Origin of the sequence: Pseudomonas sp. Leaf127 (assembly GCF_001423155.1) — a bacterium.
Classification (GTDB): domain Bacteria; phylum Pseudomonadota; class Gammaproteobacteria; order Pseudomonadales; family Pseudomonadaceae; genus Aquipseudomonas; species Aquipseudomonas ovata.
In genome coordinates, this window is sequence record NZ_LMOA01000001.1 from 588,111 (window position 1) to 613,200 (window position 25,090).

Here is a 25,090-nt window from a genome sequence, read left to right on the forward strand (position 1 = left end):
GCCACTCCTGAACGGATTACGAGGTCCGCCAGACAATCTCCTGCTCGCCATCGGCACTGACACGGATCCAGCGGTCGGCGTCTTCTTCGCCTTCTTCTTCCACCCAGGTGCCCGGTGCGCAGCGCACCTCGACAGCCAGCGCAGCAAAGGCAGCGCGGGCGCAGGCGATGTCGTCGTCCCACGGCGTCTGCTCGCTTTCCAGGTACAGGCTGTTCCACTTGCCTACGGCCTTGGGCAGCCAGGTCACCGGCACGGCGCCTGCGGTGCATTTCCAGGTCTGGCCGCGTTGCGTCCACTCGCTGCACGGGCCCAGCGCCACGCTCAGCCAGGCGGTGATGGCCTTGTGGTCGACGTCTTCGTCCTTGAGGTAAATCTCGATATCGGGTTGGCGCATGGTGACCTCGAATAAGTGCTTAGCGCAGAACGAAAAAATCGTAGCGCATGGAAACGGTGACCTTGAACGGCCCAGGGTACTCGATGACCGCTGCCCGCCGCTCGGCGCTGGCGCGCCAGCCATGGGGTGTCATCGCCAGCAGGTCGGCGCGGGACTGGTTGTCGATCAGCTTGAGGCTGTACGTCAGGGTTTCACTGTGGGCCAGCGCCATGCCCGGCGGCACCAGGGCCAGGTGCTTGTCATCGGCATAGTCGCGCACCTCGTCATACAGTTTTTCGCGCATTTCCATCAGGTGGCCGCGGGTAGGGCCGACCCGCATCAGGCCGCCGCCGGGTGTCAGCAGGCGCCTGGCTTCAAGCCAGTCCAGCGGGCTGAACACGCTGGCCAGAAACTGGCAACTGGCGTCGGGCAGCGGAATGCGCGCCATACTGGCGACCAGCCAGGTCAGCGCCGGGTCGCGCTTGCAGGCGCGCTTGACGGCCTCGCGGGAGATGTCCAGGGCATAACCGTCGGCCTTGGGCAGCGCCTGGGCCAGCTGTGCGGTGTAGTAACCCTCGCCACAACCGATGTCCAGCCAGCGCGCCGGGGCGCGCTCGGCCGCCAGTTCCGCCAGGCGCCGGGCCACCGGGGCGTAGTGCCCGCCGTCGAGAAAGCGTCGCCGCGCCTCGACCATGGCCTGGTTGTCACCCGGGTCGCGGCTGTTCTTGTGCTGCACCGGCAGCAGGTTCAGGTAGCCCTGGCGTGCGCGGTCGAAGCGGTGATTGACCGGGCAGGCGACGCCATGCTCGACGGCGCTCAAGGGCGCCGAACAGATTGGACAGGTCAGCATCAGGCGAGCAACTTGACCAGGGTCTGGTAGTAGATCTCGGTCAGCACGTCCAGATCACTGGCCAGGATGCGTTCGTCGACCTGGTGGATGGTGGCGTTGACCGGCCCCAGCTCGACCACCTGGGTGCCGAGCGTGGCAATGAAACGCCCGTCGGAGGTGCCGCCGCTGGTCGAGGCCTGGGTTTCACGGCCGGTAACCTGGCGGATGCTGGCCGATACCGCGTCGAGCAGGGCGCCCGGCTCGGTGAGAAACGGCAGGCCCGACAGCGCCCAGTCGATGTGCCAGTCCAGGCCATGCTTGTCGAGAATGACCGCGACCCGCTGCTTGAGGCCTTCGACCGTCGACTCGGTAGAGAAGCGGAAATTGAACACCGCCACCAGATCGCCGGGAATCACGTTGGTCGCGCCGGTGCCGGAGTTGAGGTTGGAAATCTGGAAGCTGGTCGGCGGGAAGAAGGCATTGCCTTCATCCCAGTGCTCGGCGGCCAGCTCGGCCAGGGCCGGGGCGGCCAGGTGGATCGGGTTGCGGGCCAGGTGCGGGTAGGCCACATGGCCTTGCTTGCCGCGCACCGTGAGGGTCGCGCCCAGCGAGCCGCGCCGACCGTTCTTGACCACATCCCCCACCAGCGTGGTGCTCGACGGCTCGCCGACGATGCACCAGTCCAGGCGCTCCTGGCGTGCGGCCAGGCGCTCGACCACCGCCTTGGTGCCGTGGTGCGCCGGGCCTTCTTCATCACTGGTGATTAGAAAGGCCACCGAGCCTTTATGGTCCGGGTAATCGCCGACAAAACGCTCAACCGCCACCACCATCGACGCCAGGCTGCCCTTCATGTCGGCCGCACCGCGCCCGCAGAGCATGCCCTGTTCGTCGATCAAGGCGTCGAACGGATCGTTCTGCCAGGCTTGCACGGGGCCGGTCGGCACCACGTCGGTGTGCCCGGCAAAGCACAGCACCGGGCCGTCGCCGTTGCCATGGGTGGCCCAGAAGTTATCCACATCTTCGATGCGCATCGGCTCCAGCTTGAAGCCAGCCGCGCCCAGGCGACGCATCATCACGGCCTGGCAATCGGCGTCCAGCGGCGTGACCGACGGCCGGCGAATGAGGTCGCAGGCCAGTTGAAGAGTGGGCGAAAGGTCGGCTGGGGCCGTCATGAACAGGACTCCGGTACAGGGCGTGGGGCGAAAAGGCGGTTATCTTAAAGCAAAATGCAGCCATCAAGGCCGACGTTTGCAGTGAGAGGTTATCCGTTCTCGTCCTGGCGCATGCCCAGGGCCGGCATACAGGAAAGAATCGTCATGACCACAGCGGCCAGGCACGGCAACGACTGTGTCAACAGCAGCATCACCCAACCGCTCATATCCACAGTGCCCAAACCGCGAGTCAGGCCGAGTGCCAAGGCGGCGGTCCACAACAAGACCATCAGCCAGACCTCCTCACGCACATGAGAAAGCGCCACGCTCAAACCCTGGGTAGAGACCGCCTTGGGCGTCCGGAAGAACGGCAGCCCCCGCGTAAAACATCCTGCCAATACAGCCTTGCCGATGGTGGGGTACAGCGCCATGCCGGCCAGGGTTGCTGCAAAGGCATGCTTCCAGTCGGTGCTGACAAGGCGGGTGTAGAGGCTGGCGATTTTCAGAGTACGTATCAACAAGGTCACGATCGGCGGTGCCGCGAATATCCAGGGAACAGGATTCGATTGCCCGGGCAACACCAGCATGATGAATGACCAGAACAGGGTGGCGAAGATCAACAGGTAATTGATCCCTTCACACATCCATGGCAGCCAGCCGGCCAGAAAGTGATAACGCTGTGCAGTGCTGAGCTTGTTTTGCCTTGCACGAATCAGGCTGTTGGCATGGCGCTTGATGATTTGCATGGCGCCGTAGGCCCACCGATGACGTTGCTTCTTGAAGTCCAGGAACGTATCCGGTACGAGTCCCTTGCCGTAGCTGGCGGGCATATAGCCTGTTGCATGCCCGCTTTCCAGCAGGCGCAGGCCCAGTTCGGCATCCTCGCAGATGCACCATGGCGCCCAGCGCAGAGCTTGCAGGATCGAGTGTCGGATCAGGGTCATTGTGCCGTGTTGAATGATTGCGTTGTAATCATTGCGAATGACCATGCCGATATTGAAAAAGCCTTGGTATTCAGCATGGCAGCAGCGTTTGAACAGACTCTGCTGACCATCGCGATAGTCTTGCGGCGCCTGGATAAGGGCAATGTGCGGTGCCTGGAAGTGCGGCACCATCTCGTATAGCCAGTTGCGCTCAATGACATAGTCCGAGTCGATAACGGCAATGATATGCGCTGCAGCTGACGTATGCTCCAGCAGGTAATTGAGTGCCCCGGCCTTGAAGCCTGCCAGCGGAGCGACATGGAAAAACCTGAAACGTGGCCCTAGTGACTCGCAATGCCGTTGCACAGGCTCCCAGACCTGAGGGTCCGAAGTGTTGTTGTCAATGACCAGCACTTCATAGTCCGGGTAATGCAGCAGGCTCAAGGCGTTCAGTGTCTGAATGACCATGGCTGCAGGCTCGTTGTAGCAGGCCACATGGATCGAGACAAAAGGACGGTAATGGCAAGCCCCTCGAATGGGCAAGAACTGCCTTGGGTGCTCGGTACCCAACTGACTTTCCAGAAACTCGTGGATTTCTACGCTCAGCAGGGCGAGTGTAAAAGCCGCCCAGATCATTGTCAGCGTTACGCCGAACCATGACATCGGGTCATGCAGGCGGCTCACGCCGATCAGCGTCAGTGCGATATAAGTTGTCAGGCACAGGATGAGCAGGCGGCGGGTGCGTCGTGCGCCCGGCTGCGAGCCTCCCAGTAGTCTTGAAAAAGCATACCCCCAGTCAACCGGCACGCCGACAGGCCCCGTACGCTGGAGTTTAAGCCTGCGTCGAGCGGTAAACAGTCCCCAATGCGGGCCTGAGAGTCCTTCTATGGTTTTCCAGGGTTGATCGAACGCCTCAATGACGAAGTACTCGTAGCCCTGGTCCTGAAGCGCGTTGACTTGCTGGCGTATGGCAACGGTCTGTGTGGGGATAGAGCTGTGGGTCTGTTTTGTTACGCTGCCACGGCTGGGCCAGCCGACTTCTGAAATCAGCAGGGGTTTGCCGGGGTACAGTCGCTCCAGGGTCTGCGCCAGGCTCGACACTGCTTTGCCAGCCTGCATGAAGTGCTCGGCTTCCCAATAAGGCAGGATGTGTGCCGCAATGAAATCCACCTGTTCTACCAGCGCTGGAATATCGCGCCATTGGTGCCATTGCTCTGACGTAGAAACCGGTACGTCGACGTGTTGACGCACGTGCCGCAGGTAGCCGGCCAGGCGCTCAAAAGTGATCAGGCCGTCGTACAGGCTTTCGTTACCAACCAGCACCCGGTCTATGCAGGAAAATCGTCGGGTCAACCTGATGGCCAGCGCAATCTCCTGATGATTGCGGGCGTCGTCCTTGCCAATCCAGATACCCAGTGTGACCTTGAGCCCCAGTGCCTGGGCAATCCGGGGTATATGTCTCAATGAGCCTTCTACCGAATAAGTACGGATGCGCCCGGTCATGGCCTTGAGCATCACCAGGTCTTCCCGGATCTGAGCGCTTGAGGGGTAGATGCCTCTCTGGGGGCTCATGCCGGGTCGATAGGGCGTATAGCAAATGCCGTGCACCTGCGCTGGCCAGTCAGGCACAAGAACGTGCTGCCAAGCGCGGGTGCGTACGATGACCAGGGCTAGGCTGAACAGTCCAAGACCGATAAGGATCAATAAAGTCATTACAAGAGAAAGCGTGTGTAGTTGCCATAGGTTCTCTGGTAAGTCTAGAAGAGGCAGGCAGGGTGCTTAGTGCATTTGCAATGCCGAGACGTCATTTACTGCGCACTCTGTGATCGAGGGGATACGCAAGGAAGTGCCAGCGCGCTTGTCAAAGGGCTGATGAAGTCCGGCAATGCGCTGTTGACGCGACAATGACTGTTTTCATCCGATGAGCGTTCTATACTGCGCGCCGGTTTTCGAGGTCAGGCCCAATGAGCGTAATAGATCCACGGTTCGCCGGTATCGCAAGGTTATATGGCAATGAAGGGCTGGCGCGCCTGCAAGCGGCCCATGTGGCGGTGGTCGGCATTGGCGGCGTGGGTTCGTGGGCCGCCGAGGCGCTGGCGCGTTCGGGGGTGGGCGAGATCTCGCTGTTCGACCTGGACGATGTCTGTGTCAGCAACGTCAATCGCCAGTTGCACGCGCTGGACGGCACCGTGGGCCGGGCCAAGGTCGAGGTCATGGCCGAGCGCATCCACGCCATCAATCCGGCGTGCGTGGTGCATGCAGTGGCTGACTTTGTCACGGTCGAGACTCTGGCCGAACACATTACGCCGGAACTGGATTTCGTCGTCGATTGCATCGACAGCGTCAAGTCCAAGGCCGCGCTGATCGCTTGGTGCAAGCGGCGCAAGATCCAGGTGGTGACCACCGGCGGTGCCGGCGGGCAGATCGATCCGACGCAGATCCAGGTCATTGATTTGAACCGCACCTTCAACGACCCGCTGGCCGCCAAGGTGCGCTCGACCCTGCGCCGTGATTACGGCTTTTCACGCACGCCCAATCGCACCTACAGCGTGCCGTGCGTGTTTTCCAGTGAACAACTGCGCTATCCGATGCCCGATGGCAGCGTGTGCCAGAGCAAGACCTTTGTCGGCGACGGCGTGCGGCTGGACTGCGCCGGTGGCTTTGGCGCGGTGATGATGGTCACCGCGACCTTTGGCATGGTCGCGGCCAGTCGTGCGGTCGACAAACTGGTCGCCGGTGCGCGCAGGCCTTCGGAGCGGGTCAAGACCGAGCCTGCGCCGGTTGATCCGGCTCAGGCCTGAGCCCGTTCACGCATGCGTTGCAGCACCGCGTTAAGGCCATTGCTGCGTGACGGCGAGAGCTGGCGACCCAGCCCCAGGCGGTCGAACCAGTGGTGCAGGTCGACCTGATTCAGCGCTTGTGCCGGCAGGTCATTGACCCGCACCAGCAACACCGCCAGCAGGCCGCGTAACAGCCGCGCATCGCTGCCGGCACGAAACTGCCAGCGGCCGTCGCGTTCTTCGGCCACCAGCCAGACCTGGCTTTCGCAACCGTGCACTCGATACTCGTCGGATTTTTCCGCTTCACTCAACGGTGCCAGGCGCTCGCCCCACTGCATCAGCAGGCGGGCGCGTTGCTCCCAGCCCTGAGCCTGGCCGAAAGCCTCCAGTGCCGCCTGAGCCTCGACGGTCAAGTCGTCAGGCAGGCTCATGCCAGCAACTCCAGACCCTGGTCCAGGGCGCTGAAGAAGCGCAGCAAGTCGTCGGAATCGTTGTAAAGCCCTAGCGAAACACGGATGGCGCCCGGCAGGCCCAGGCTCTTGAGCAACGGCATGGCGCAATGGTGACCGGCGCGCACGGCGATGCCCTGTTCGGTCAGCAGGTGAGCGAGGTCGGCGTTGTGCACACCGTCGACGACAAAGCTGACCAGCGCCAGCTCCGGCGCCCCCAGCACACGTACCTGCTCGCGCTGCTGCAAACCTTCGAGCAGGCGCCGGTGCAGGCGTGCTTCGTGATCGACTATGGCCTTCTGGTCGAGGCCGTCGAGGTATTCAAGGGTCGCGCCCAGGCCGATGACGCTGGCAATGGGCGGCGTTCCGGCTTCGAAACCCAAAGGGGCCGGGCGAAATTCGGCGCGGTGGTAATCGACGTCCAGGACCATTTCACCGCCGAACTGCCAGTGGTCGAGGTGCGCCAGCGCGGCATGGCGGCCATAGAGCACGCCCAGCCCTTCGGGGCCGTACAGCTTATGACTGGAAAATACATAGAAGTCGCAGCCCAGTGCCTGCACGTCGTGGCGGCCATGCACCACACCTTGGGCGCCATCGACCACGGTCAGCGCGCCTTGCGCCTGTGCCAGCGCCAGCAGGCGGGTCAGCGGCTGCCAGGCGCCGAGCACGTTGGAGAACTGGCTGACCGCCAGCAGGCGCGTGCGCGGGCCGATCAGCGTGGCGGCGGCCTCCAGGTCGATCAGGCCATGGCCGTCCAGCGGCAGCACCACCAGGCGCAGGTTGCGTCGGCGGGCCAGTTGTTGCCAGGGCAGCAGGTTGGCGTGGTGCTCCAGGGCACTGATGACGATCTCGTCGCCTTCGGCAAAATGCGCTTGCAATCCATAGGCCAGCAGGTTGAGGGCCGAGGTTGCGCCGTGGGTGAAAATGATCTGCCCGGATTCGCCGGCATTGAGCCACTGCCCGACCTTGTGCCGCGAGGCTTCGAAGGCCTGGGTGGCGTGCGCGCCGGGCAAATGCTGGGCACGGTGCACGTTGGCGGCGCCGCTGGTGTAGTAGTGGTTCAGGGCATCGAGCAATGCCTGGGGCTTTTGCGTGGTGGCGGCGCTGTCCAGGTAGGTCTGGCCTTGCCGTTGCAGGGCGTCGAGGGCTGGAAAGTCCGCGCGCCAGGGAGAAATGAGGGGCATTGGTCCATCCGGCTCGGTCGGTCGCGGCGACCCCTGCGGTAATGCCGCCGGGACCGCCGCGCCGATAACATCAGTTGTGAGCGTGCAGTGCTTCGTTCAGCTCGATGGCCGACTTGTGGGTCTTGCATTCCACGGCGCCGGTCTGCGAGTTGCGACGGAACAGCAGGTCGGCCTGGCCGGCCAGGTCACGGGCCTTGACCACCTTGACCAGTTCGTTGTGTTCGTCGAGCAGCGCAACCTTGGTGCCGGCGGTGATGTACAGGCCGGCCTCGACGGTGTTGCGGTCGCCCAGCGGAATGCCGATACCGGCGTTGGCGCCGATCAGGCAGCCTTCACCGACCTTGATGACGATGTTGCCGCCGCCGGACAGGGTGCCCATGGTCGAGCAGCCGCCGCCCAGGTCCGAGCCCTTGCCGACGAACACACCGGCCGAAACACGGCCTTCGATCATGCCCGGGCCTTCGGTGCCGCCGTTGAAGTTGACGAAACCTTCGTGCATCACGGTGGTGCCTTCACCGATGTAGGCGCCCAGGCGCACACGGGCGCTGTCGGCGATGCGCACACCGCTCGGCACGACGTAGTCGGTCATTTTCGGGAATTTGTCGACCGAGAACACTTCCAGCAGCTCGCCTTTCAGGCGTGCTTCGAGCTGACGCTCGGCCAGTTCGGCCAGATCGATGGCGCCCTGGCTGGTCCAGGCCACGTTCGGCAGCAGCGGGAAGATGCCGGCCAGGCTCAGGCCGTGCGGCTTGGCCAGGCGGTGCGACAGCAGGTGCAGCTTCAGGTAGGCCTCAGGGGTCGAGGTCAGGGCGGCGTCTTCAGCCAGGACGGTGGCAACCAGCGGCTTGTGGCTTTCGGCCAGACGGGTCAGCAGTGCGGCCTGGGCGGCATCGACCGGCTTGAGCGCGTCGGCCAGTTTCGAGGCCAGGTCGGTGTTGAAGGTGATGGCCTGGTTGCCGCCGGTATAGCCCAGCAGCGGGGTGACGGCCGCGACCAGTTCGGCCGACGGATTGATCAGGGGTTGGGCGTAGAAGACTTCCAGCCAGGTGCCTTGACGGTTTTGAGTGCCGACGCCGAAGGCCAGGCTGAACAGGGTGGTGGACATGCACATTCCTCTTGAGTGATCGGGGGTTGTCAGCAGCGCTCGGGCTTACTGCAACGCCGCCGCATACAATTGCGGTTTGAAACCAATCAGGGTTCGGTTGCCGAGATCAAGCACAGGACGCTTGATCATCGACGGTTGTGCCAGCATCAGTTCAATTGCGCGGGCCTGGTCGAGGTCGTTCTTCTGCGCCTCGTCGAGCTTGCGAAACGTCGTGCCGGCACGGTTGAGGACCACTTGCCAACCGTGTTCGTCACACCACTGCGTCAGGTGTTCACGGTCGATGCCCTCTTTCTTGTAGTCATGAAAATCATGGCCCACGGCATGTTCTTCGAGCCAGGTACGGGCTTTTTTCATGGTGTCGCAGGCTTTGATGCCGTAGAGAGTGTAAGCCATTGATTCCTATAGGGTAGTCGGCCTTTCCCGAAACGTCCCCCATTGCCTCCGCAAAATTCAGCCCGTGATTATGCCACGTCGCTCGATTGCGCGCTCAGGCTGTCAGGGGGCAGATCGTGTCCGGGCATCACGCAGGACGGCCCGGCCATGGCAGCAGGGTCCGGGCGTGGAGGGGCGTGATTTAGCCGGCGTGGCTCAAGGCTTCTATGAGTTGCGCCTTGGTCATGCGCGAGCGGCCACGAATGTCCTGGCTGCGTGCCTCTTTCATCAGGCTCTCGCGGGTCTGGCTTTGCAGTGACTCCGGGGAGGTGCGCGCGTGACCCTTGCGCGTCTGCGCGGCGCGTTTGGCCGAGTCCGAGCGGGCGGTCTGTTTTTCTCGGCCGGAGGTATCTGTGCCGGACCCGCCGGCCCTTTCACCACCGCCCGACTGTTTGTTCACCGTGGCCCAGGCCCGCGCCTGGGCCTGATCCTCCGGCATTCCCTTGTGCTCGTAGCTTTCTTCGATGTGTTGGGCCTTGCGCTTCTGCTTGGCCGTGTATTTATCCTTGCTTGCGACTGGCATGGCGATCACCTTGAGTCTGATTACAGGAAACAAGCCCTCTTGGGCCGTTCACGTGTGAAATGCCAGGCGCCTTGCAAGTGCAATCGGGCAGACGAATGGTTGCCGGTCATGCGCCGCCATATTTCGAACTGCTACGGTCCGGGTACACGGACCTCATCATCTGGATGTCGCCGCCGCCCGGTGACAGGGGCGGCGCGACGAACGACAACGGTAAGGCCGACCGGCCTGATGCCGGCGGTATATAACGCTATGGCTCAGCGATTATTGATGAAGGCGCGAATGCGCTCGGCGGCTTCGACGCACTCGGCCAGCGGCGCGACCAGGGCCAGGCGCACGCGGCCGGCGCCAGGGTTGAAGCCGTCGACGTCACGCGACAGGTATGAGCCCGGTACTACGGTCACATGCTGCTCCAGGTAAAGGTCGCGGCAGAAGGCGGCGTCGTCGCCACCGACGTTCGGCCACAGGTAGAAGCTGCCGTCGGGCCGCTGCACGTCGAGCACCGGGCTGAGGATGTCCAGCACCGCATCGAACTTCTCGCGGTACAGGTCACGGTTGGCGAGCACATGGGCTTCGTCGTTCCAGGCGGCCACGCTGGCCAGTTGGGTCTGCACCGGCATGGCGCAGCCGTGGTAGGTGCGGTACAGCAAAAAGGCCTTGAGGATCTCGGCATCGCCGGCCACGAAGCCCGAACGCAGGCCCGGCAGGTTGGAGCGTTTGGACAGGCTGTGGAACACCACACACCGCTTGAAGTCCTGGCGGCCCAGCTCGGCGCAGGCGCTGAGCAGGCCTGGTGGCGGGGTGGCTTCGTCGAAGTACAGCTCGCTGTAGCACTCGTCGCTGGCGATCACGAAGTCGTACTGGTCGGCCAGGGCGATCAGCTTTTTCAGGGTGTCGACCGGAATCAAGGCGCCGGTCGGGTTGCCCGGCGAGCACAGGAACAGAATCTGGCAGCGCTGCCAGATCTCGGCCGGCACGGCGTCGAAATCAGGATTGAAGCCATGTTCGCTCAGGCAGGGCAGGTAGTGCGGCTGGGCACCGGCCAGCAGGGCGGCGCCCTCGTAGATCTGGTAGAACGGATTGGGGCTGACCACCAGGCCGTTGGCTTCGCGGTTGACTACGGTCTGGGTAAAGGCGAACAGCGCCTCGCGGGTGCCATTGACCGGCAGCACATGACGGGCCGGGTCGATCCAGCCCTCGGGTACGCCAAAGCGCCGCTCGCACCAGTGGCCTATCGCTTCGCGCAAGGCCGGGACGCCGAGTGTAGTGGGGTAGACGGCCATCTTGTCGAGGTTATCGACCAGGGCCTGGGCCACGAACGCCGGTGAGGTGTGCTTGGGTTCGCCAATGGACAGGGCGATCGGGCGCTTGTCCGGGTTGGGCGTCACGCTGCCGAGCAGGGCGCGCAGTTTCTCGAACGGGTAGGGCTGAAGCAGTTGCATGGCGTTGTTCATGTTTCGGCTCTCAAGGCGCAGAAAACTCAAGGTGCATGGCGCCCGGCAGGCGGGCGTCCTCGATCAGATGCTCAGGCGAAACCCCACTTCGGGCTCGCGGGTGACGCTCAGCTGTTCGGTAATGGCTTCCTGCAGGCGCAGGCACAGCTGCGGGTCCGACAGTGGCTGGTTGTTGGCGTCGGTGATGAAGAACACGTCCTCGACCCGTTCGCCCAGCGTGGCAATCTTGGCGTTCTGCAGCGACAGGTCGAACTCCAGGAAGATCTTGCCGATCCGTGCCAGCAGGCCCGGGCGGTCGGGCGCCAGCAATTCCAGCACCGTGACCGGACGCTGGGCATCGTTGTGGATGGTGACTTGCGGGGCAAAGGCAAAGTGCTTGAGCTGGCGCGGCACCCGGCGCTTGATGATGGTCGGGTAGTCGTCGGGGTTGTGCAGGGCTTCGGTCAGGCCGTGGCGGATCTGTTCGATGCGCTCGGGGTTGTTGCCGATCGAGCCGCCGTCGCTGTCGAGCACCACGTAGGTGTCCAGGGTGAAGCGGCTGCTGGAGGTGATGATGCGTGCGTCATGGATGTTGAGGTTCAACTGGTCCATGGCTGCCACAGTCACGGCGAAGAAGTCGTGCTGGTCCGGCGCATAGATGAAGATCTGCGTGGCCCCTTCGAATTCGCGCTGGGTGGTTTCCTTGATCAGCACCAGCGGGCCGCCGTCGGCGGGTTGCTGGAGGATCGCGTCGCTGTGCCAGGCCACGTCGCCTGCGGTGTGGCGCAGGAAATAGTCATCGCCCAGGCCCGACCACAATTGCTCGACATCGTCCGGGTCGGTGCCGTTGCGCACCAGGATGTCCAGCGCGGCCGTCTGGGTGCGGCGGATCTGCTCTTCGCGGTCGACCGGGTTTTCCAGGCCGCGACGCAGGGCGCGCTTGGTCTCGGTGTAGAGCTGGCGCAGCAGGCTGGCGCGCCAGGAGTTCCACAACGTCGGGTTGGTCGCGTTGATGTCGGCCACGGTCAGCACGTACAGGTAGTCCAGGTGCACTTCGTCGCCGACGAACAGGGCAAAATCGTGGATCACCTGCGGGTCGGAAAGGTCCTTGCGCTGTGCCGTTGTAGACATCACCAGGTGATGGCTGACCAGCCAGACGATGAGTCGCGTATCCCACACCGGCAACTGGTGGCGCACGCCGAATGCCTCGGCATCCACCGCGCCCAGTTCCGAGTGGTCGCCGCCGCGGCCCTTGCCGATGTCGTGGTACAGCCCGGCCAGGTAGATCAGTTCGGGCTTGGGCAGCCGCCCCATGATCTTGCTGGCCAGCGGGAATTTCTCGGAAACCTCGGTGTACTGCAGCTTGCGCAGGTGCTTGATGAGGTTGAGGGTGTGGGCGTCCACCGTATAGATGTGGAACAGGTCATGCTGCATCTGCCCCACGATGTGCCCGAACTCCGGCAGGTACAGGCCCAGGATGCCATAGCGGTTCATGCGCCGCAGGTTGCGGTGGATGCCGGTTTCGCACTTGAACAGCTCGATGAACAGGCTGGTGTTGCGGATGTCGTTGCGGAAATCGTCGTTGATCAGGTGCCGGTGTTCGCGCAGCAGGCGGATGGTGTTGGCGCGCACGCCCTTGATGTCCGGACGCTGGGCCATCAATACAAAGATTTCGATGATGGCAAACGGGGTGCGCTTGAAGACGTTGGCGTGGGTGGCCTCGATGTAGCCATCATGCAACTGGAAGCGCGAGTTGACCGGCTGGGTGCTGCCGTCATCTTCGCTGAGGATCACTTCTTCGAAATGCTGGATGATCAGGTCGCTCAACTGGGCGATGCTCATGACCACCCGGTAGTACTTTTGCATGAAGCGTTCGATGGCACGCTTGCCGTCGTTGTCCTGATAGCCCAGCAAGGCGGCGATGGTGCGCTGGTGATCGAACAACAGGCGGTCTTCGGCGCGACCGGCCAGCATGTGCAGGGCGTAGCGCACCTTCCAGATGAATTCCTGGGAAGAGGCCAGCAGGTTGTTTTCGCTTTCGAGCAAAAAGCCTTCGCCGGCCAGGGCGTGCAGGTTCAGGGTGCCGTACTGGCGCCGGGCGACCCAGAGGATGGTCTGGATATCGCGCAGGCCGCCCGGGGAGCCCTTGACGTTGGGCTCCAGGTTGTATTCGGTGTCGTTGTACTTGTGGTGCCGGGCGCGTTGTTCGGCGCGCTTGGCCAGGAAGAAGTCCTTGCTCGGCCACATGTGTGTGGTGCTGGTGACTTCGAGCATGCGCTGGCGCAGTGGCTCGGGGCCGGAAATGGTACGGCTTTCCATCAGGTTGGTGATTACCGTCAGGTCGGCCCGGGCCTCGACGGCGCACTCATTGACCGAACGCACGCTTTGCCCGACCTCCAGGCCAATGTCCCACAGCAGGGTCAGAAAGCGCTCGATGGAATCGCGAAACAGCTCGTGGTCATCGTTGTCCAGCAGGATCAGCAGGTCGATGTCCGAGTAGGGGTGCAGTTCGCCACGCCCGTAGCCGCCGACCGCCAGCAGGGCGATCTCGGCCTGCCGGCTCCAGTCGAACTGGCCCCAGGCCTGCTGCAGGATGTTGTCGACGAACCAGGCGCGGTCCTCGATCAGGCGGCGAATGTCCCGGCCGGAGCGAAAGCGCTCATCGAGCACCTCGCGTGCATGGCGGATGGCTTTCTTGAAGGCGGCGATGGGGCTGGCCTTCAGGGCCAGTTCGGCCTGGAACTGGCCGCGATCGAACAAATCAGGATCCACCTGCGGCATGGCAACTGCTTTCCTTCTGGGTTATCGGCAAATGCTGCAAGGCATCGAGCGCCCTGCCTTAGCGGGCGTTGGTGCGCGGAAAGGTTTCGTCGCTGCGCAACGTGAAGATTTCGTAGCCGTCGGCGGTGACCAGCAGGGTGTGCTCCCATTGGGCCGACAGCTTGTGGTCCTTGGTCACGGCGGTCCAGCCATCGGCCAGCAAGTGGGTATCGGCGCGACCCTGGTTGATCATCGGCTCGATGGTGAAGGTCATGCCTTCGACCAGTTCAAGGCCGGTGCCGGCCTCGCCATAATGCATCACCTGCGGTTCCTCATGAAAGATCTTGCCGATGCCATGGCCGCAGTATTCCGTCACCACGGAAAAGCCGTTCTTCTCGGCATGCTGCTGGATCACCGCGCCAATGTCGCCCAGGTGTGCACCGGGCCGTACGACTTCGATGCCTTTATAGAGGCATTCCTGGGTGATGCGCGACAGGCGTTCGACCCATTGGGCAACCGGGCCGACGTGGAACATCTTGCTGGTGTCGCCGAAGTAGCCGTCCTTGATGACGGTGACGTCAATGTTCAGCGCATCGCCTTTCTTGAGTCGCTTGCTGCCGGGGATGCCGTGGCACACCACGTGGTTGATCGAGGTGCAGATCGACTTCGGGAAACCCTTGTAGTTGAGCGGCGCAGGGATGGCCTGCTGGACGTTGACGATGTAGTCGTGACACAGGGTGTTGAGCTCATCGGTGGTGACGCCCGGCTTTACGTAAGGCTCGATCATCTCCAGTACATCGGCGGCCAGGCGGCCGGCAATCCGCATCTTTTCGATGTCTTCGTGGTTTTTGATGCTGACAGTCATACACGCTCTCTCAGGAAGCCGCACGCGGCTTGAAAATACGGAAAACAGTGATTCTAACAGACCGTCGTGCGGGCAGTGGCGATGGGCTTGCGGTGGCGGCGCTGGCGCCGGCTGAAAGGCCGGCAAAATGTGCGGTTTTGTTTGTCAGGCTTTTGTGATATAAAGTGCGCCGCTTTGCAGGGGTCACCCGCAGGGCACTAACCCACACACGTATCGACACGATGACCTGGGTGCCTTGGGCAATGCCTCTGGTTGGTCATTGGGATGCGTGGAGGCCTAACCCGACTTATCAAGGAACTATCATGTCCCAAGTCAATATGCGCGATATGCTGAAGGCCGGTGTGCACTTCGGCCACCAGACCCGTTACTGGAACCCGAAAATGGGCAAGTACATTTTCGGCGCGCGCAACAAGATCCACATCATCAACCTCGAAAAAACCCTGCCACTGTTCAACGAAGCCCTGGCTTTCGTAGAGCGTCTGGCCTCGGGCAAGAACAAGATCCTGTTCGTCGGCACCAAGCGTTCCGTCGGCAAGATCGTTTCCGAGGAAGCAGCACGTTGCGGTTCGCCGTACGTCGACCATCGCTGGTTGGGCGGCATGCTGACCAACTTCAAGACCATCCGTCAGTCGATCAAGCGTCTGCGCGACCTGGAAATCCAGGCCGAAGATGGCACCTTCGCCAAGCTGACCAAGAAAGAAGCGCTGATGCGCACCCGTGATCTGGAAAAACTGGATCGCAGCCTGGGTGGTATCAAGGACATGGGCGGCCTGCCTGATGCCCTGTTCGTCATCGACGTTGATCACGAGCGCATCGCAATCACCGAAGCCAACAAGCTGGGCATTCCTGTTATCGGCATCGTCGATACCAACAGCAGCCCGGAAGGCGTTGATTTCGTGATTCCAGGTAACGACGACGCCATTCGCGCCGTTCAGCTGTACATGGGTTCGATGGCTGACGCCGTCATCCGTGGCCGCAACAACGTTGCCGGCGGCACCGAAGTCTACGTTGAAGAAGCGCAGACTGCTGCTGTAGAAGGCTGAGTAGCCAACGCCAGGCGTTGACTCAGTGCGCAAAAAGGGGGCTAGGCCCCCTTTTTGCCACCTCGGAAAACATCCAGTGGCGAGGTCACGGTCTGCTTGTCATCTGTGACTGTCACGATGGTTTTCCAAGAATTTGAACACCCGCACGTTCGGGTGGTTTGGTTTAAGACCTTTCCAAGAGGATTTTGAAATGGCAGAGATTACTGCGGCGCTGGTCAAAGAACTGCGCGAGCGTACCGGCGAAGGCATGATGGATTGCAAAAAGGCCTTGACCAAGGCTGGCGGCGACATCGAGAAAGCAATCGACGACATGCGTGCTTCCGGCGCCATCAAGGCTGCCAAGAAAGCCGGCAACGTCGCTGCTGAAGGCGCGATCGCCATCAAGGACGACGGTAAAGCCGCTGTCCTGCTGGAAGTCAACTCGCAGACCGACTTCCTGGCCCTGCAAGACGACTTCAAGGCATTCGTTGCTGCCAGCGTCGAAAAAGCCTTTGCCGAGAAGCTGACCACTGTCGAGCCGCTGATCGCCGCACAGGAAGAAGCGCGTCTGGTCCTGGTTGGCAAGACTGGCGAGAACGTCAACATCCGCCGTCTGGCCCGTGTTGAAGGCGACGTGCTGGGTTCGTACCTGCACGGCAACAAGATCGGCGTGGTTGTCGTCCTCAAGGGCGGCGACAGCGAGCTGGCCAAGGACATCGCCATGCACGTGGCGGCGACCAACCCTGAGTTCCTGCTGCCGTCGGAAGTTTCGGCTGAAGCGATCGAGCGCGAGAAGGGCGTTTTCCTGCAGCTGAACGCTGACAAGATCGCCGGCAAGCCGGAAAACATCGTCGAGAACATGGTGAAGGGTCGTATCACCAAGTTCCTGGCCGAAGCCAGCCTGGTCGAGCAAGCGTTCGTCAAGAACCCGGAAATCAAGGTCGGTGAACTGGCCAAGAAAGCCGGCGCCGAAATCGTTTCCTTCACCTACTTCAAAGTGGGCGAAGGCATCGAGAAGCCAGTCGACAACTTCGCTGAAGAAGTGGCTGCTCAAGTCGCTGCCAGCAAGAAGTAAGACGGTTTCACACGTCGCAAGAGAGGCTGCCCGCACATGCGCGCGGCCTCTTTTTCAAAGAAGGAAAGGGAATTTTTTCTCGCAGAAACAGTCTGCAAGGCAGCATTTTCTGGCGCCTTCAATGTGCCGGACTAGAGTTGACGCAGGCCCTGGTGCCTGCACGGATTTCATTATCAAGTAACGCCGCAGGAGAGATTCGCAATGGCTCAGCAGAGCAGTGGTCATCAGGCTCGCTATAAACGCATTCTACTCAAGCTTAGCGGCGAGGCCCTGATGGGCTCCGAGGAATTCGGAATCGACCCCAAAGTGCTTGATCGCATGGCGCTTGAAGTGGGTCAGCTGGTAGGTATCGGTGTACAGGTCGGGCTGGTCATCGGCGGTGGCAACCTGTTCCGTGGTGCGGCCCTCAGTGCGGCTGGCATGGACCGGGTCACCGGCGATCACATGGGCATGCTGGCCACCGTGATGAACGCACTGGCCATGCGCGATGCGCTGGAGCGTGCCAATATCACAGCCATCGTGATGTCCGCCATTTCCATGGTCGGGGTGACCGATCATTACGATCGTCGCAAGGCCATGCGCCACCTGAGCGCCAAGGAAGTGGTCATCTTCGCCGCCGGCACCGGCAACCCGTTCTTCACCACCGATTCGGCCGCCTGCCTGCGGGCCATCGAAATCGATGCCGACGTCGTGCTCAAGGCGACCAAGGTCGATGGTGTCTACACTGCCGATCCGTTCAAGGACCCCAATGCCGAGAAGTTCGATCATCTGACCTACGATGAAGTGCTGGATCGCAAGCTGGGTGTCATGGACCTGACCGCCATCTGCCTGTGCCGCGACCACAAGATGCCGTTGCGCGTCTTCAACATGAACAAACCTGGCGCCCTGCTCAATATTGTGCACGGTGGCGCTGAAGGCACCCTGATCGAGGAAGTTCAATAATGATCAACGAAATCAAGAAGGACGCCCAGGAGCGCATGCAGAAAAGCCTGGAGTCCCTGGGCCATGCATTCGGCCGTATCCGTACCGGCAAGGCTCACCCCAGCATCCTGGAAGGGGTAATGGTGCCTTACTACGGCAACGATACGCCAATCAAGCAGGTTGCCAATATCACGGTCAAGGATGCACGCACCCTGCAAGTGGTGGCGTTCGAGCGCAACATGCTGGGCGCGGTCGACAAGGCCATCGGCAGTGCCGGCCTGAACCTGAACCCGACCAACCTGGGTGAGCTGCTGCTGATTTCGATGCCGGCCCTGACCGAAGAAACCCGCAAGGGTTTCACCAAACAGGCGCGTGATGCGGCTGAAGATGCCCGTGTAGCGGTGCGCAACATTCGCCGTGATGCGTTGAGCCAGTACAAGGATCTGGTCAAGGAAAAGGAAATCAGCGAAGACGAAGAGCGTCGTGCGGCTGAAGAGATCCAGAAGCTGACTGACAAGTTCGTCGCCGAGATCGAAGTGGCCGTCAAGCAGAAAGAAGCCGACCTGATGGCCGTATAGGGCTCGGTGCGTTTTAATGGAAAAGACCAAGCAAGCGGCACTGTCTTCGGTGCCGCGACACGTCGCGATCATCATGGATGGTAACAATCGCTGGGCGAAGAAACGCCTGCTGCCCGGTGTCGCCGGGCACAAGGCCGGTGTGGATGCCGTGCGTGCGGTCATTGAGGTGTGTGCCGAGGCCAAGGTCGAGGTGCTCACCCTGTTTGCGTTCTCCAGCGAGAACTGGCAGCGGCCGGCCGATGAGGTCGGGGCATTGATGGAACTGTTTCTAACTGCCTTGAGGCGCGAAACGCGGCGCCTGAACGACAACGCCATCTCCTTGCGCATCATCGGTGACCGCTCGCGCTTTCATCCTGAATTGCAGGCGGCCATGCGCGATGCCGAGCAGGGTACCGCCGGCAATGACCGCTTTATCCTGCAGGTTGCGGCCAATTACGGTGGTCAGTGGGATATTGCCCAGGCTGCCCAGCGTCTGGCGCGCGAAGTACAGGCAGGGCATCTGCAGCCCGAGGACATTACGCCGGGGCTGTTGCAGGCCTGCCTGTCCACCGGTGACCTGCCGTTGCCTGACCTGTGCATTCGTACCGGCGGCGAGCGGCGCGTCAGCAATTTCCTGCTCTGGCAGCTGGCGTATGCCGAGCTGTATTTCTCCGACCTTTTCTGGCCGGACTTCAAACACGACGCCATGCGCGCAGCGCTGGCCGATTTTGCTTCACGCCAACGTCGCTTCGGTAAGACCAGCGAACAGGTTGAAGCCGGAGCCCGCGCCTGATGCTCAAACAACGGATTATCACTGCCCTCATCCTGTTGCCGATTGCCTTGTGCGGCTTCTTCCTGCTCAAGGGGGCAAGCTTTGCCCTGTTCATTGGCCTGGTCGTCGTGCTGGGTGGCTGGGAGTGGGCACGACTGGCCGGTTTTGCCAGCCAGTCGATGCGTATTGCCTACGCTGCAACCGTCGCGGTGCTGCTGTTTCTGTTGTACCTGCTGCCGGGGCTTGCGCCGTGGGTACTGACTGCTGCGGTCATCTGGTGGCTGCTGGCGACCTGGCTGGTGCTGACCTTTCCCGAGTCCAGCGATCATTGGGCCAGTGCGGTGTGCAAGCTGGCGATCGGCCTGCTGATCCTGCTGCCGGCCTGGCAAGGCCTGGTGCTGCTCAAGCAATGGCCGCTGGGCAACTGGCTGATCCTGTCGGTGATGGTGCTGGTCTGGGCCGCCGACATCGGGGCGTATTTCACCGGCAAGGCGCTGGGCAAGCGCAAGCTGGCGCCCAAGGTCAGTCCGGGCAAGAGCTGGGAAGGGGTGTATGGCGGGCTGGCGGTCACACTGGCGATCACCTTTGTGGTCGGTGTGATGCGCGACTGGTCGTTCGGCCAGTTCATCGCCGGGCTGCTGGCGACTGCCATCATCGTCCTGATTTCCGTGGTGGGCGACCTCACCGAAAGCATGTTCAAGCGCCAGTCCGGGGTCAAGGACAGCAGTAACCTGCTGCCCGGCCATGGCGGCGTGCTGGACCGTATCGACAGCCTGACGGCGGCGATTCCGGTGTTTGCCGTGCTGCTGTGGGCGGCTGACTGGGGTGTGATGTGAGCATGCCGCAACAGATTACCGTGCTGGGTGCGACCGGCTCCATCGGCTTGAGTACGCTGGATGTCATTGCGCGCCATCGCGATCGTTACCAGGTGTTTGCCTTGACCGGCTTTGCACGGCTCGATGAACTGCTGCAGTTGTGTATCGTGCACCGGCCACGTTTTGCCGTGGTGCCAACGCCTGAGGCGGCCAGTCGCCTGCAGGCGCAGTTGCGTGATGCCGGCCTTGAAACCGGCGTGCTGGTGGGGGAGGGCGGTCTGTGCGACGTGGCCGCCCACCCTGATGTCGATGCGGTGATGGCCGCCATCGTGGGCGCGGCCGGGCTGCGTCCCACCCTGGCCGCGGTCGAGGCGGGCAAGAAGGTATTGCTGGCCAACAAGGAGGCCCTGGTGATGTCCGGGGCGCTGTTCATGCAGGCGGTGCGGCGCAGTGGCGCTGTACTGCTGCCGATCGACAGCGAGCACAACGCGATCTTCCAGTGTCTGCCACAGGATTTTGCCCGTGGCCTGGGCGCGATCGGTGTGCGTCGTATTCTTCTGACCGCTTCCGGTGGGCCGTTTCGCCAGACGCCGCTGGAGCAGTTGCAGGCGGTCACGCCGGAGCAGGCCTGTGCGCATCCGGTCTGGTCGATGGGGCGCAAGATTTCCGTCGATTCGGCCACCATGATGAACAAGGGCCTGGAGCTGATCGAAGCCTGCTGGCTGTTCGATGCGCGTCCCGATCAGGTCGAGGTGGTCATCCATCCGCAAAGTGTGATCCACTCGCTGGTGGATTATGTCGATGGTTCGGTACTGGCCCAGCTCGGCAACCCCGACATGCGTACGCCCATTGCCAATGCCCTGGCGTGGCCGGCGCGTATCGATTCGGGCGTGGCACCGCTGGATCTGTTTCGTATCGGCCAACTGGACTTCCAGGCGCCGGACGAGCAGCGGTTTCCTTGCCTGCGCCTGGCGCGTCAGGCCGCAGAAGCGGGCGGCAGTGCGCCGGCCATGCTCAATGCGGCCAATGAGGTGGCAGTGGCGGCCTTTCTCGAGGGGCGCATCGGCTATCTGCAGATTTCCGGCGTCATCGAGTCGGTATTGTCATGCGAGCCGGTGGTCGCGCTCAATGAGCTGGAAACGGTATTCGCGATGGATGCGCGGGCGCGGGTGCTGGCCATGCAATGGCTCGAGCGTCATGCGCAATGAAGCCATGCGCGATCAATCCATGGATGATCGGGTGATGCGTCAGGGGCGGCTTTACAGGCCTTCAATGATTGATGCCGGCTGGCAAGCCGGTCCCCGGAGAAACTGAATGAGTGCGTTATATATGATCCTCGGGACCCTGGTGGCCCTGGGTGTGCTGGTGACGTTCCATGAGTTCGGCCACTTCTGGGTGGCACGTCGCTGTGGCGTGAAGGTCTTGCGGTTTTCGGTGGGCTTCGGCATGCCGCTGGTACGCTGGCATGACCGGCAGGGCACCGAGTTCGTCGTGGCGGCCATCCCGCTGGGTGGCTACGTCAAGATGCTCGACGAGCGCGAAGGGCATGTGCCGGCCGAGATGGCCGAGCAGTCGTTCAATCGCAAGACGGTCTATCAGCGTATCGCCATTGTCGCGGCAGGTCCGATTGCCAATTTCCTGCTGGCCATCGTGTTCTTCTGGGCGCTGGCCATGCTGGGCAGTCAGCAGGTCAAGCCGGTCATCGGCACCGTGGCCCCTGACAGCATTGCGCAACTAGCCGGCCTGAATGCCGGCCAGGAAATCGTGGCCGTCGACGGCAAGCCGACCGTCGGCTGGTCGGCTGTCAACCTGCAGCTGGTTCGTCGGCTGGGTGAGAGCGGGACCATCAATGTCACGGTGCGCGAGCCGGGCGCGAGCAGCGACAGCGCACATCAACTGGTACTCAAGGACTGGCTCAAAGGCTCTGAAGAGCCTGATCCGATTCGCTCGCTGGGCATCCAGCCCTGGCGCCCGGCCTTGCCGCCGGTGCTTGCCGAGCTTGATGGCAAGGGCCCCGCGCAGGCCGCCGGCCTGAAGACCGGTGATCGACTGGTGGCGCTGGACGAGCAGCCGGTGAGCGAGTGGCAACAGGTGGTCGACTGGGTGCGCGAGCGGCCCGATGCGCGTATCGCCGTGACCGTCGAGCGTGATGGCGCCACGGTTGTCGTGCCCCTGACCCTGGCGGCGCGCGGCGAAGGCGAGGCGGCCACCGGTTACCTGGGGGCTGGCGTCAAGGGTGGCGAGTGGCCGGCCGAGATGCTGCGTGAAGTCAGCTATGGACCGCTGGAAGCGGTGGTAGAAGGCTTCAGGCGCACCTGGACCATGAGCGTGCTGACGCTTGAATCGTTGAAGAAAATGTTGTTCGGGGAGCTGTCTGTAAAAAACTTGAGCGGACCGATAACCATTGCTAAAGTGGCGGGCGCTTCGGCCCAGTCGGGCGTGGGTGACTTCCTGAACTTCCTGGCCTATCTGAGCATAAGCCTGGGGGTTCTCAATTTGCTGCCTATTCCAGTACTGGATGGGGGGCATTTGCTGTTTTATCTGATCGAATGGGCCCGCGGGCGTCCTCTTTCGGAAAAGGTACAGGGTTGGGGTGTTCAGATTGGTATCAGTCTGGTAGTGGGCGTCATGTTGCTCGCACTGGTCAACGATCTGGGTCGACTCTGAAAGTTTCGCTCCATTGCGAATCTGCCGCCTGAGGCGGCAGTTTGTTTATTGCCAGTTGGAATAAAGGACTTCATGAAACGTCTGCTGCTAACTGCGGCTCTTGCCGCACTGATGATCGCTGAAGTTCACGCCGAGTCCTTCACCATCTCCGATATCCGTGTCAATGGCCTGCAGCGGGTTTCCGCCGGCAGCGTCTTTGGCGCCTTGCCGCTTAACGTGGGCGAGAATGCGGACGATGGCCGTCTGGTCGAAGCCACTCGTGCGCTGTTCAAAACCGGGTTCTTCCAGGACATCCAGCTGGGGCGTGAAGGTAACGTTCTGGTCATCACTGTCGTCGAGCGCCCGTCGGTCGCGAGCATCGAGATCGAAGGCAACAAGGCGATCTCCACCGAAGACCTGATGAAGGGGCTGAAACAGTCCGGTCTGGCCGAAGGCGAGATCTTCCAGCGTGCGACCCTCGAAGGCGTGCGCAACGAGCTGCAGCGCCAGTACGTGGCTCAGGGCCGCTACTCGGCCGAGGTCAAGGCCGAAGTCGTTCCCCAGCCACGCAACCGTGTCGGCCTGAAGATCGACATCAACGAAGGCACCGTGGCCGCCATCCAGCACATCAACGTGGTGGGCAACACTGTCTTCCCCGAGCAGGAACTGGTTGACCTGTTCGAGCTCAAGACCACCAACTGGCTGTCGTTCTTCAAGAACGATGACAAGTACGCCCGGGAAAAACTCTCCGGCGACCTGGAACGCCTGCGCTCCTTCTACCTGGACCGCGGCTACATCAACATGGACATCGCCTCCACCCAGGTGTCGATCACCCCTGACAAGAAGAGCGTGTACATCACGGTCAACGTCAACGAGGGCGAGAAATACAGCGTCAAGTCGGTCAAGCTCAGTGGCGACCTGAAGGTGCCTGAAGACCAGGTCGATTCCCTGTTGCTGGTACAGCCCGGCCAGGTATTCTCGCGCAAGGTCATGACCACCACGTCCGAACTGATCACCCGCCGCCTGGGCAACGAAGGCTATACCTTCGCCAACGTCAATGGCGTGCCGACCCCGAACAATGAAGACCGTACCGTCGACATCACCTTCGTGGTCGATCCGGGCAAGCGTGCCTACGTCAACCGCATCAATTTCCGTGGCAACACCAAGTCGGCCGACGAAGTGCTGCGCCGCGAAATGCGCCAGATGGAAGGCGGCTGGGCTTCGACCTACCTGATCGACCAGTCGAAGGTGCGCCTCGATCGCCTGGGCTTCTTCAAGGAAGTCAACGTCGAAACGCCGGCCGTGCCGGGTACCGACGACCAGGTCGACGTCAACTATGCCGTGGAAGAGCAGGCTTCGGGTTCGATCACCGCCAGTGTCGGTTTCGCCCAGAGCGCCGGCCTGATCCTGGGTGGTTCGATCAGCCAGAACAACTTCCTGGGTACAGGTAACAAGGTCAGCATCGGCCTGACCCGCAGCGAATACCAGACCCGCTACAACTTCAGCTATGTCGACCCGTACTACACGCCGGACGGCGTCAGCCTGGGCTACAACGCGTTCTACCGCACCACCGACTACGACGACCTTGACGTCGACGTGGCCAGCTACGCCGTGGACAGCATGGGCGCAGGCATCAGCCTGGGCTACCCGATCAGCGAGACGGCGCGCCTGACCTACGGTCTGAACGTGCAGCAGGACAAGATCAAGACCGGTACCTACACCGTCGAGGAGATCTTCGATTTCATCGACAAGGAAGGCGACAACTTCCTGAACTTCAAGGGCTCGATCGGCTGGTCCGAGTCGACCCTGAACAAAGGTGTGCTGGCGACCCGTGGTCACTCGCAAAGCCTGGTGGCCGAAGCGACCCTGCCGGGCAGCGACCTGTCGTTCTTCAAGGTTGACTACCGCGGGCAGTACTTCTATCCGATCAATGACACCTACACCTTGCGCCTGCACACCGAGCTGGGCTTTGGCGACGGCTACGGTTCGACCAGTGGCCTGCCGTTCTACGAGAACTACTATGCCGGTGGCTTCAACTCGGTACGTGGCTTCAAGGACAGCACGCTGGGCCCGCGCAGTACGCCTAGCAGGGGTGAAGCTGACGGTGGTCGACCAGGTACTATTGCCGACCCGGATCAGGATCCGCTGCCGTTTGGTGGCAACGCCCTGGTGCAAGGCGGTGTAGAACTGATGTTCCCGCTGCCGTTCATCAAGGACCAGCGTTCCCTGCGCACCTCCGTATTCTGGGATGTGGGTAACGTTTTCGACACTAATTGCGACAGCAGCAGAACCAAGAACGGTCAGAAGGTCGAATGTAATGGTGTCGACTTCTCCGGCATGGCCAGTTCTGTCGGTGTCGGCGTCACCTGGATCACTGCTCTGGGCCCGTTGAGCTTCGCGCTGGCCATGCCGATCAAGAAACCGGATGACGACTCGGAAACCCAAGTGTTCCAGTTCTCCCTGGGCCAGACCTTCTAA

22 protein-coding genes are annotated in these 25,090 nt (G+C 62.0%); 10 read left to right on the forward strand and 12 right to left on the reverse strand.

Annotated elements, in window-relative coordinates; translation table 11 throughout:
* Positions 1 to 16 precede the first annotated feature (16 nt).
* The 4 genes from ASF84_RS02615 to ASF84_RS02630 form a co-directional block, all read right to left on the reverse strand.
* Positions 17 to 394 (reverse strand): hypothetical protein, encoded by a 378-nt coding sequence (locus ASF84_RS02615; RefSeq protein WP_056834911.1) that lies wholly within the window; start codon positions 392 to 394, stop codon positions 17 to 19.
* Between the two features lie 19 nt (positions 395 to 413).
* On the reverse strand, positions 414 to 1,223 hold the full coding sequence (locus tag ASF84_RS02620; RefSeq protein WP_056834913.1) for a putative RNA methyltransferase: 810 nt from the start codon (positions 1,221 to 1,223) through the stop codon (positions 414 to 416).
* Positions 1,223 to 2,374, reverse strand: a complete 1,152-nt coding sequence (dapE, locus tag ASF84_RS02625; protein WP_056834915.1) for a succinyl-diaminopimelate desuccinylase — start codon at positions 2,372 to 2,374, stop codon at positions 1,223 to 1,225. The genes ASF84_RS02620 and dapE overlap by 1 nt, the downstream gene beginning before the upstream one ends.
* Before the next feature lie 89 nt (positions 2,375 to 2,463).
* On the reverse strand, positions 2,464 to 4,848 hold the full coding sequence (locus ASF84_RS02630; protein WP_162241239.1) for a glycosyltransferase family 2 protein: 2,385 nt from the start codon (positions 4,846 to 4,848) through the stop codon (positions 2,464 to 2,466).
* A gap of 392 nt (positions 4,849 to 5,240) precedes the next feature.
* Between ASF84_RS02630 and tcdA the strand changes: the two genes are divergently transcribed.
* A complete protein-coding gene (gene tcdA / locus ASF84_RS02635) occupies positions 5,241 to 6,077 on the forward strand; it encodes a tRNA cyclic N6-threonylcarbamoyladenosine(37) synthase TcdA (RefSeq protein ID WP_056834919.1) in 837 nt (278 codons plus the stop codon).
* Here the strand turns inward: tcdA and ASF84_RS02640 are convergent.
* The 8 genes from ASF84_RS02640 to map form a co-directional block, all read right to left on the reverse strand.
* Entirely contained in the window at positions 6,068 to 6,487 is a 420-nt protein-coding gene (locus ASF84_RS02640; RefSeq protein WP_056834921.1) for a SufE family protein, read from the reverse strand. The genes tcdA and ASF84_RS02640 overlap by 10 nt on opposite strands.
* On the reverse strand, positions 6,484 to 7,689 hold the full coding sequence (locus ASF84_RS02645; protein ID WP_056834923.1) for an aminotransferase class V-fold PLP-dependent enzyme: 1,206 nt from the start codon (positions 7,687 to 7,689) through the stop codon (positions 6,484 to 6,486). Before ASF84_RS02645 ends, ASF84_RS02640 begins: the two co-directional genes overlap by 4 nt.
* A gap of 70 nt (positions 7,690 to 7,759) precedes the next feature.
* A complete protein-coding gene (gene dapD, locus ASF84_RS02650) occupies positions 7,760 to 8,794 on the reverse strand; it encodes a 2,3,4,5-tetrahydropyridine-2,6-dicarboxylate N-succinyltransferase (protein WP_056834926.1) in 1,035 nt (344 codons plus the stop codon).
* A 45-nt stretch (positions 8,795 to 8,839) separates the two neighbouring features.
* A complete protein-coding gene (locus tag ASF84_RS02655) occupies positions 8,840 to 9,187 on the reverse strand; it encodes an ArsC family reductase (RefSeq protein WP_056834928.1) in 348 nt (115 codons plus the stop codon).
* A gap of 181 nt (positions 9,188 to 9,368) precedes the next feature.
* On the reverse strand, positions 9,369 to 9,749 hold the full coding sequence (locus ASF84_RS02660) for a hypothetical protein (RefSeq protein WP_056835356.1): 381 nt from the start codon (positions 9,747 to 9,749) through the stop codon (positions 9,369 to 9,371).
* Positions 9,750 to 10,003: 254 nt separating this feature from the next.
* On the reverse strand, positions 10,004 to 11,200 hold the full coding sequence (gene dapC / locus ASF84_RS02670; RefSeq protein WP_056834931.1) for a succinyldiaminopimelate transaminase: 1,197 nt from the start codon (positions 11,198 to 11,200) through the stop codon (positions 10,004 to 10,006).
* A gap of 63 nt (positions 11,201 to 11,263) precedes the next feature.
* Positions 11,264 to 13,960: a [protein-PII] uridylyltransferase gene (locus ASF84_RS02675; RefSeq protein ID WP_056834933.1), complete on the reverse strand. Its 2,697-nt coding sequence runs from the start codon at positions 13,958 to 13,960 to the stop codon at positions 11,264 to 11,266.
* Positions 13,961 to 14,018: 58 nt separating this feature from the next.
* Positions 14,019 to 14,804 (reverse strand): type I methionyl aminopeptidase, encoded by a 786-nt coding sequence (map, locus tag ASF84_RS02680; RefSeq protein ID WP_056834935.1) that lies wholly within the window; start codon positions 14,802 to 14,804, stop codon positions 14,019 to 14,021.
* Positions 14,805 to 15,106: 302 nt separating this feature from the next.
* Here map and rpsB point away from each other — a divergent pair, with 302 nt between their 5' ends.
* The 9 genes from rpsB to bamA all read left to right on the forward strand — a co-directional run bounded on the left by rpsB (position 15,107) and on the right by bamA (position 25,090).
* Positions 15,107 to 15,847 carry a 30S ribosomal protein S2 gene (rpsB, locus tag ASF84_RS02685; RefSeq protein WP_056834936.1) on the forward strand — a complete coding sequence of 247 codons (741 nt, stop codon included), beginning with the start codon at positions 15,107 to 15,109 and terminating at the stop codon, positions 15,845 to 15,847.
* A 190-nt stretch (positions 15,848 to 16,037) separates the two neighbouring features.
* Positions 16,038 to 16,901 carry a translation elongation factor Ts gene (tsf, locus tag ASF84_RS02690; protein ID WP_056834938.1) on the forward strand — a complete coding sequence of 288 codons (864 nt, stop codon included), beginning with the start codon at positions 16,038 to 16,040 and terminating at the stop codon, positions 16,899 to 16,901.
* Positions 16,902 to 17,102: 201 nt separating this feature from the next.
* On the forward strand, positions 17,103 to 17,843 hold the full coding sequence (gene pyrH, locus ASF84_RS02695) for a UMP kinase (protein ID WP_056834940.1): 741 nt from the start codon (positions 17,103 to 17,105) through the stop codon (positions 17,841 to 17,843).
* Positions 17,843 to 18,400, forward strand: coding sequence for a ribosome recycling factor (frr, locus tag ASF84_RS02700; protein ID WP_056834942.1), 558 nt, complete (start codon positions 17,843 to 17,845; stop codon positions 18,398 to 18,400). The genes pyrH and frr overlap by 1 nt, the downstream gene beginning before the upstream one ends.
* 16 nt (positions 18,401 to 18,416) lie before the next feature.
* Positions 18,417 to 19,172, forward strand: a complete 756-nt coding sequence (gene uppS / locus ASF84_RS02705) for a polyprenyl diphosphate synthase (protein ID WP_056834944.1) — start codon at positions 18,417 to 18,419, stop codon at positions 19,170 to 19,172.
* Positions 19,172 to 19,987, forward strand: a complete 816-nt coding sequence (locus tag ASF84_RS02710; protein WP_056834945.1) for a phosphatidate cytidylyltransferase — start codon at positions 19,172 to 19,174, stop codon at positions 19,985 to 19,987. Before uppS ends, ASF84_RS02710 begins: the two co-directional genes overlap by 1 nt.
* On the forward strand, positions 19,984 to 21,174 hold the full coding sequence (gene ispC / locus ASF84_RS02715) for a 1-deoxy-D-xylulose-5-phosphate reductoisomerase (protein ID WP_056834948.1): 1,191 nt from the start codon (positions 19,984 to 19,986) through the stop codon (positions 21,172 to 21,174). The genes ASF84_RS02710 and ispC overlap by 4 nt, the downstream gene beginning before the upstream one ends.
* Positions 21,175 to 21,280: 106 nt before the next feature.
* Positions 21,281 to 22,633, forward strand: coding sequence for a sigma E protease regulator RseP (gene rseP / locus ASF84_RS02720; RefSeq protein ID WP_056834950.1), 1,353 nt, complete (start codon positions 21,281 to 21,283; stop codon positions 22,631 to 22,633).
* 72 nt (positions 22,634 to 22,705) lie between these two features.
* Positions 22,706 to 25,090 carry an outer membrane protein assembly factor BamA gene (gene bamA / locus ASF84_RS02725; protein ID WP_056834952.1) on the forward strand — a complete coding sequence of 795 codons (2,385 nt, stop codon included), beginning with the start codon at positions 22,706 to 22,708 and terminating at the stop codon, positions 25,088 to 25,090.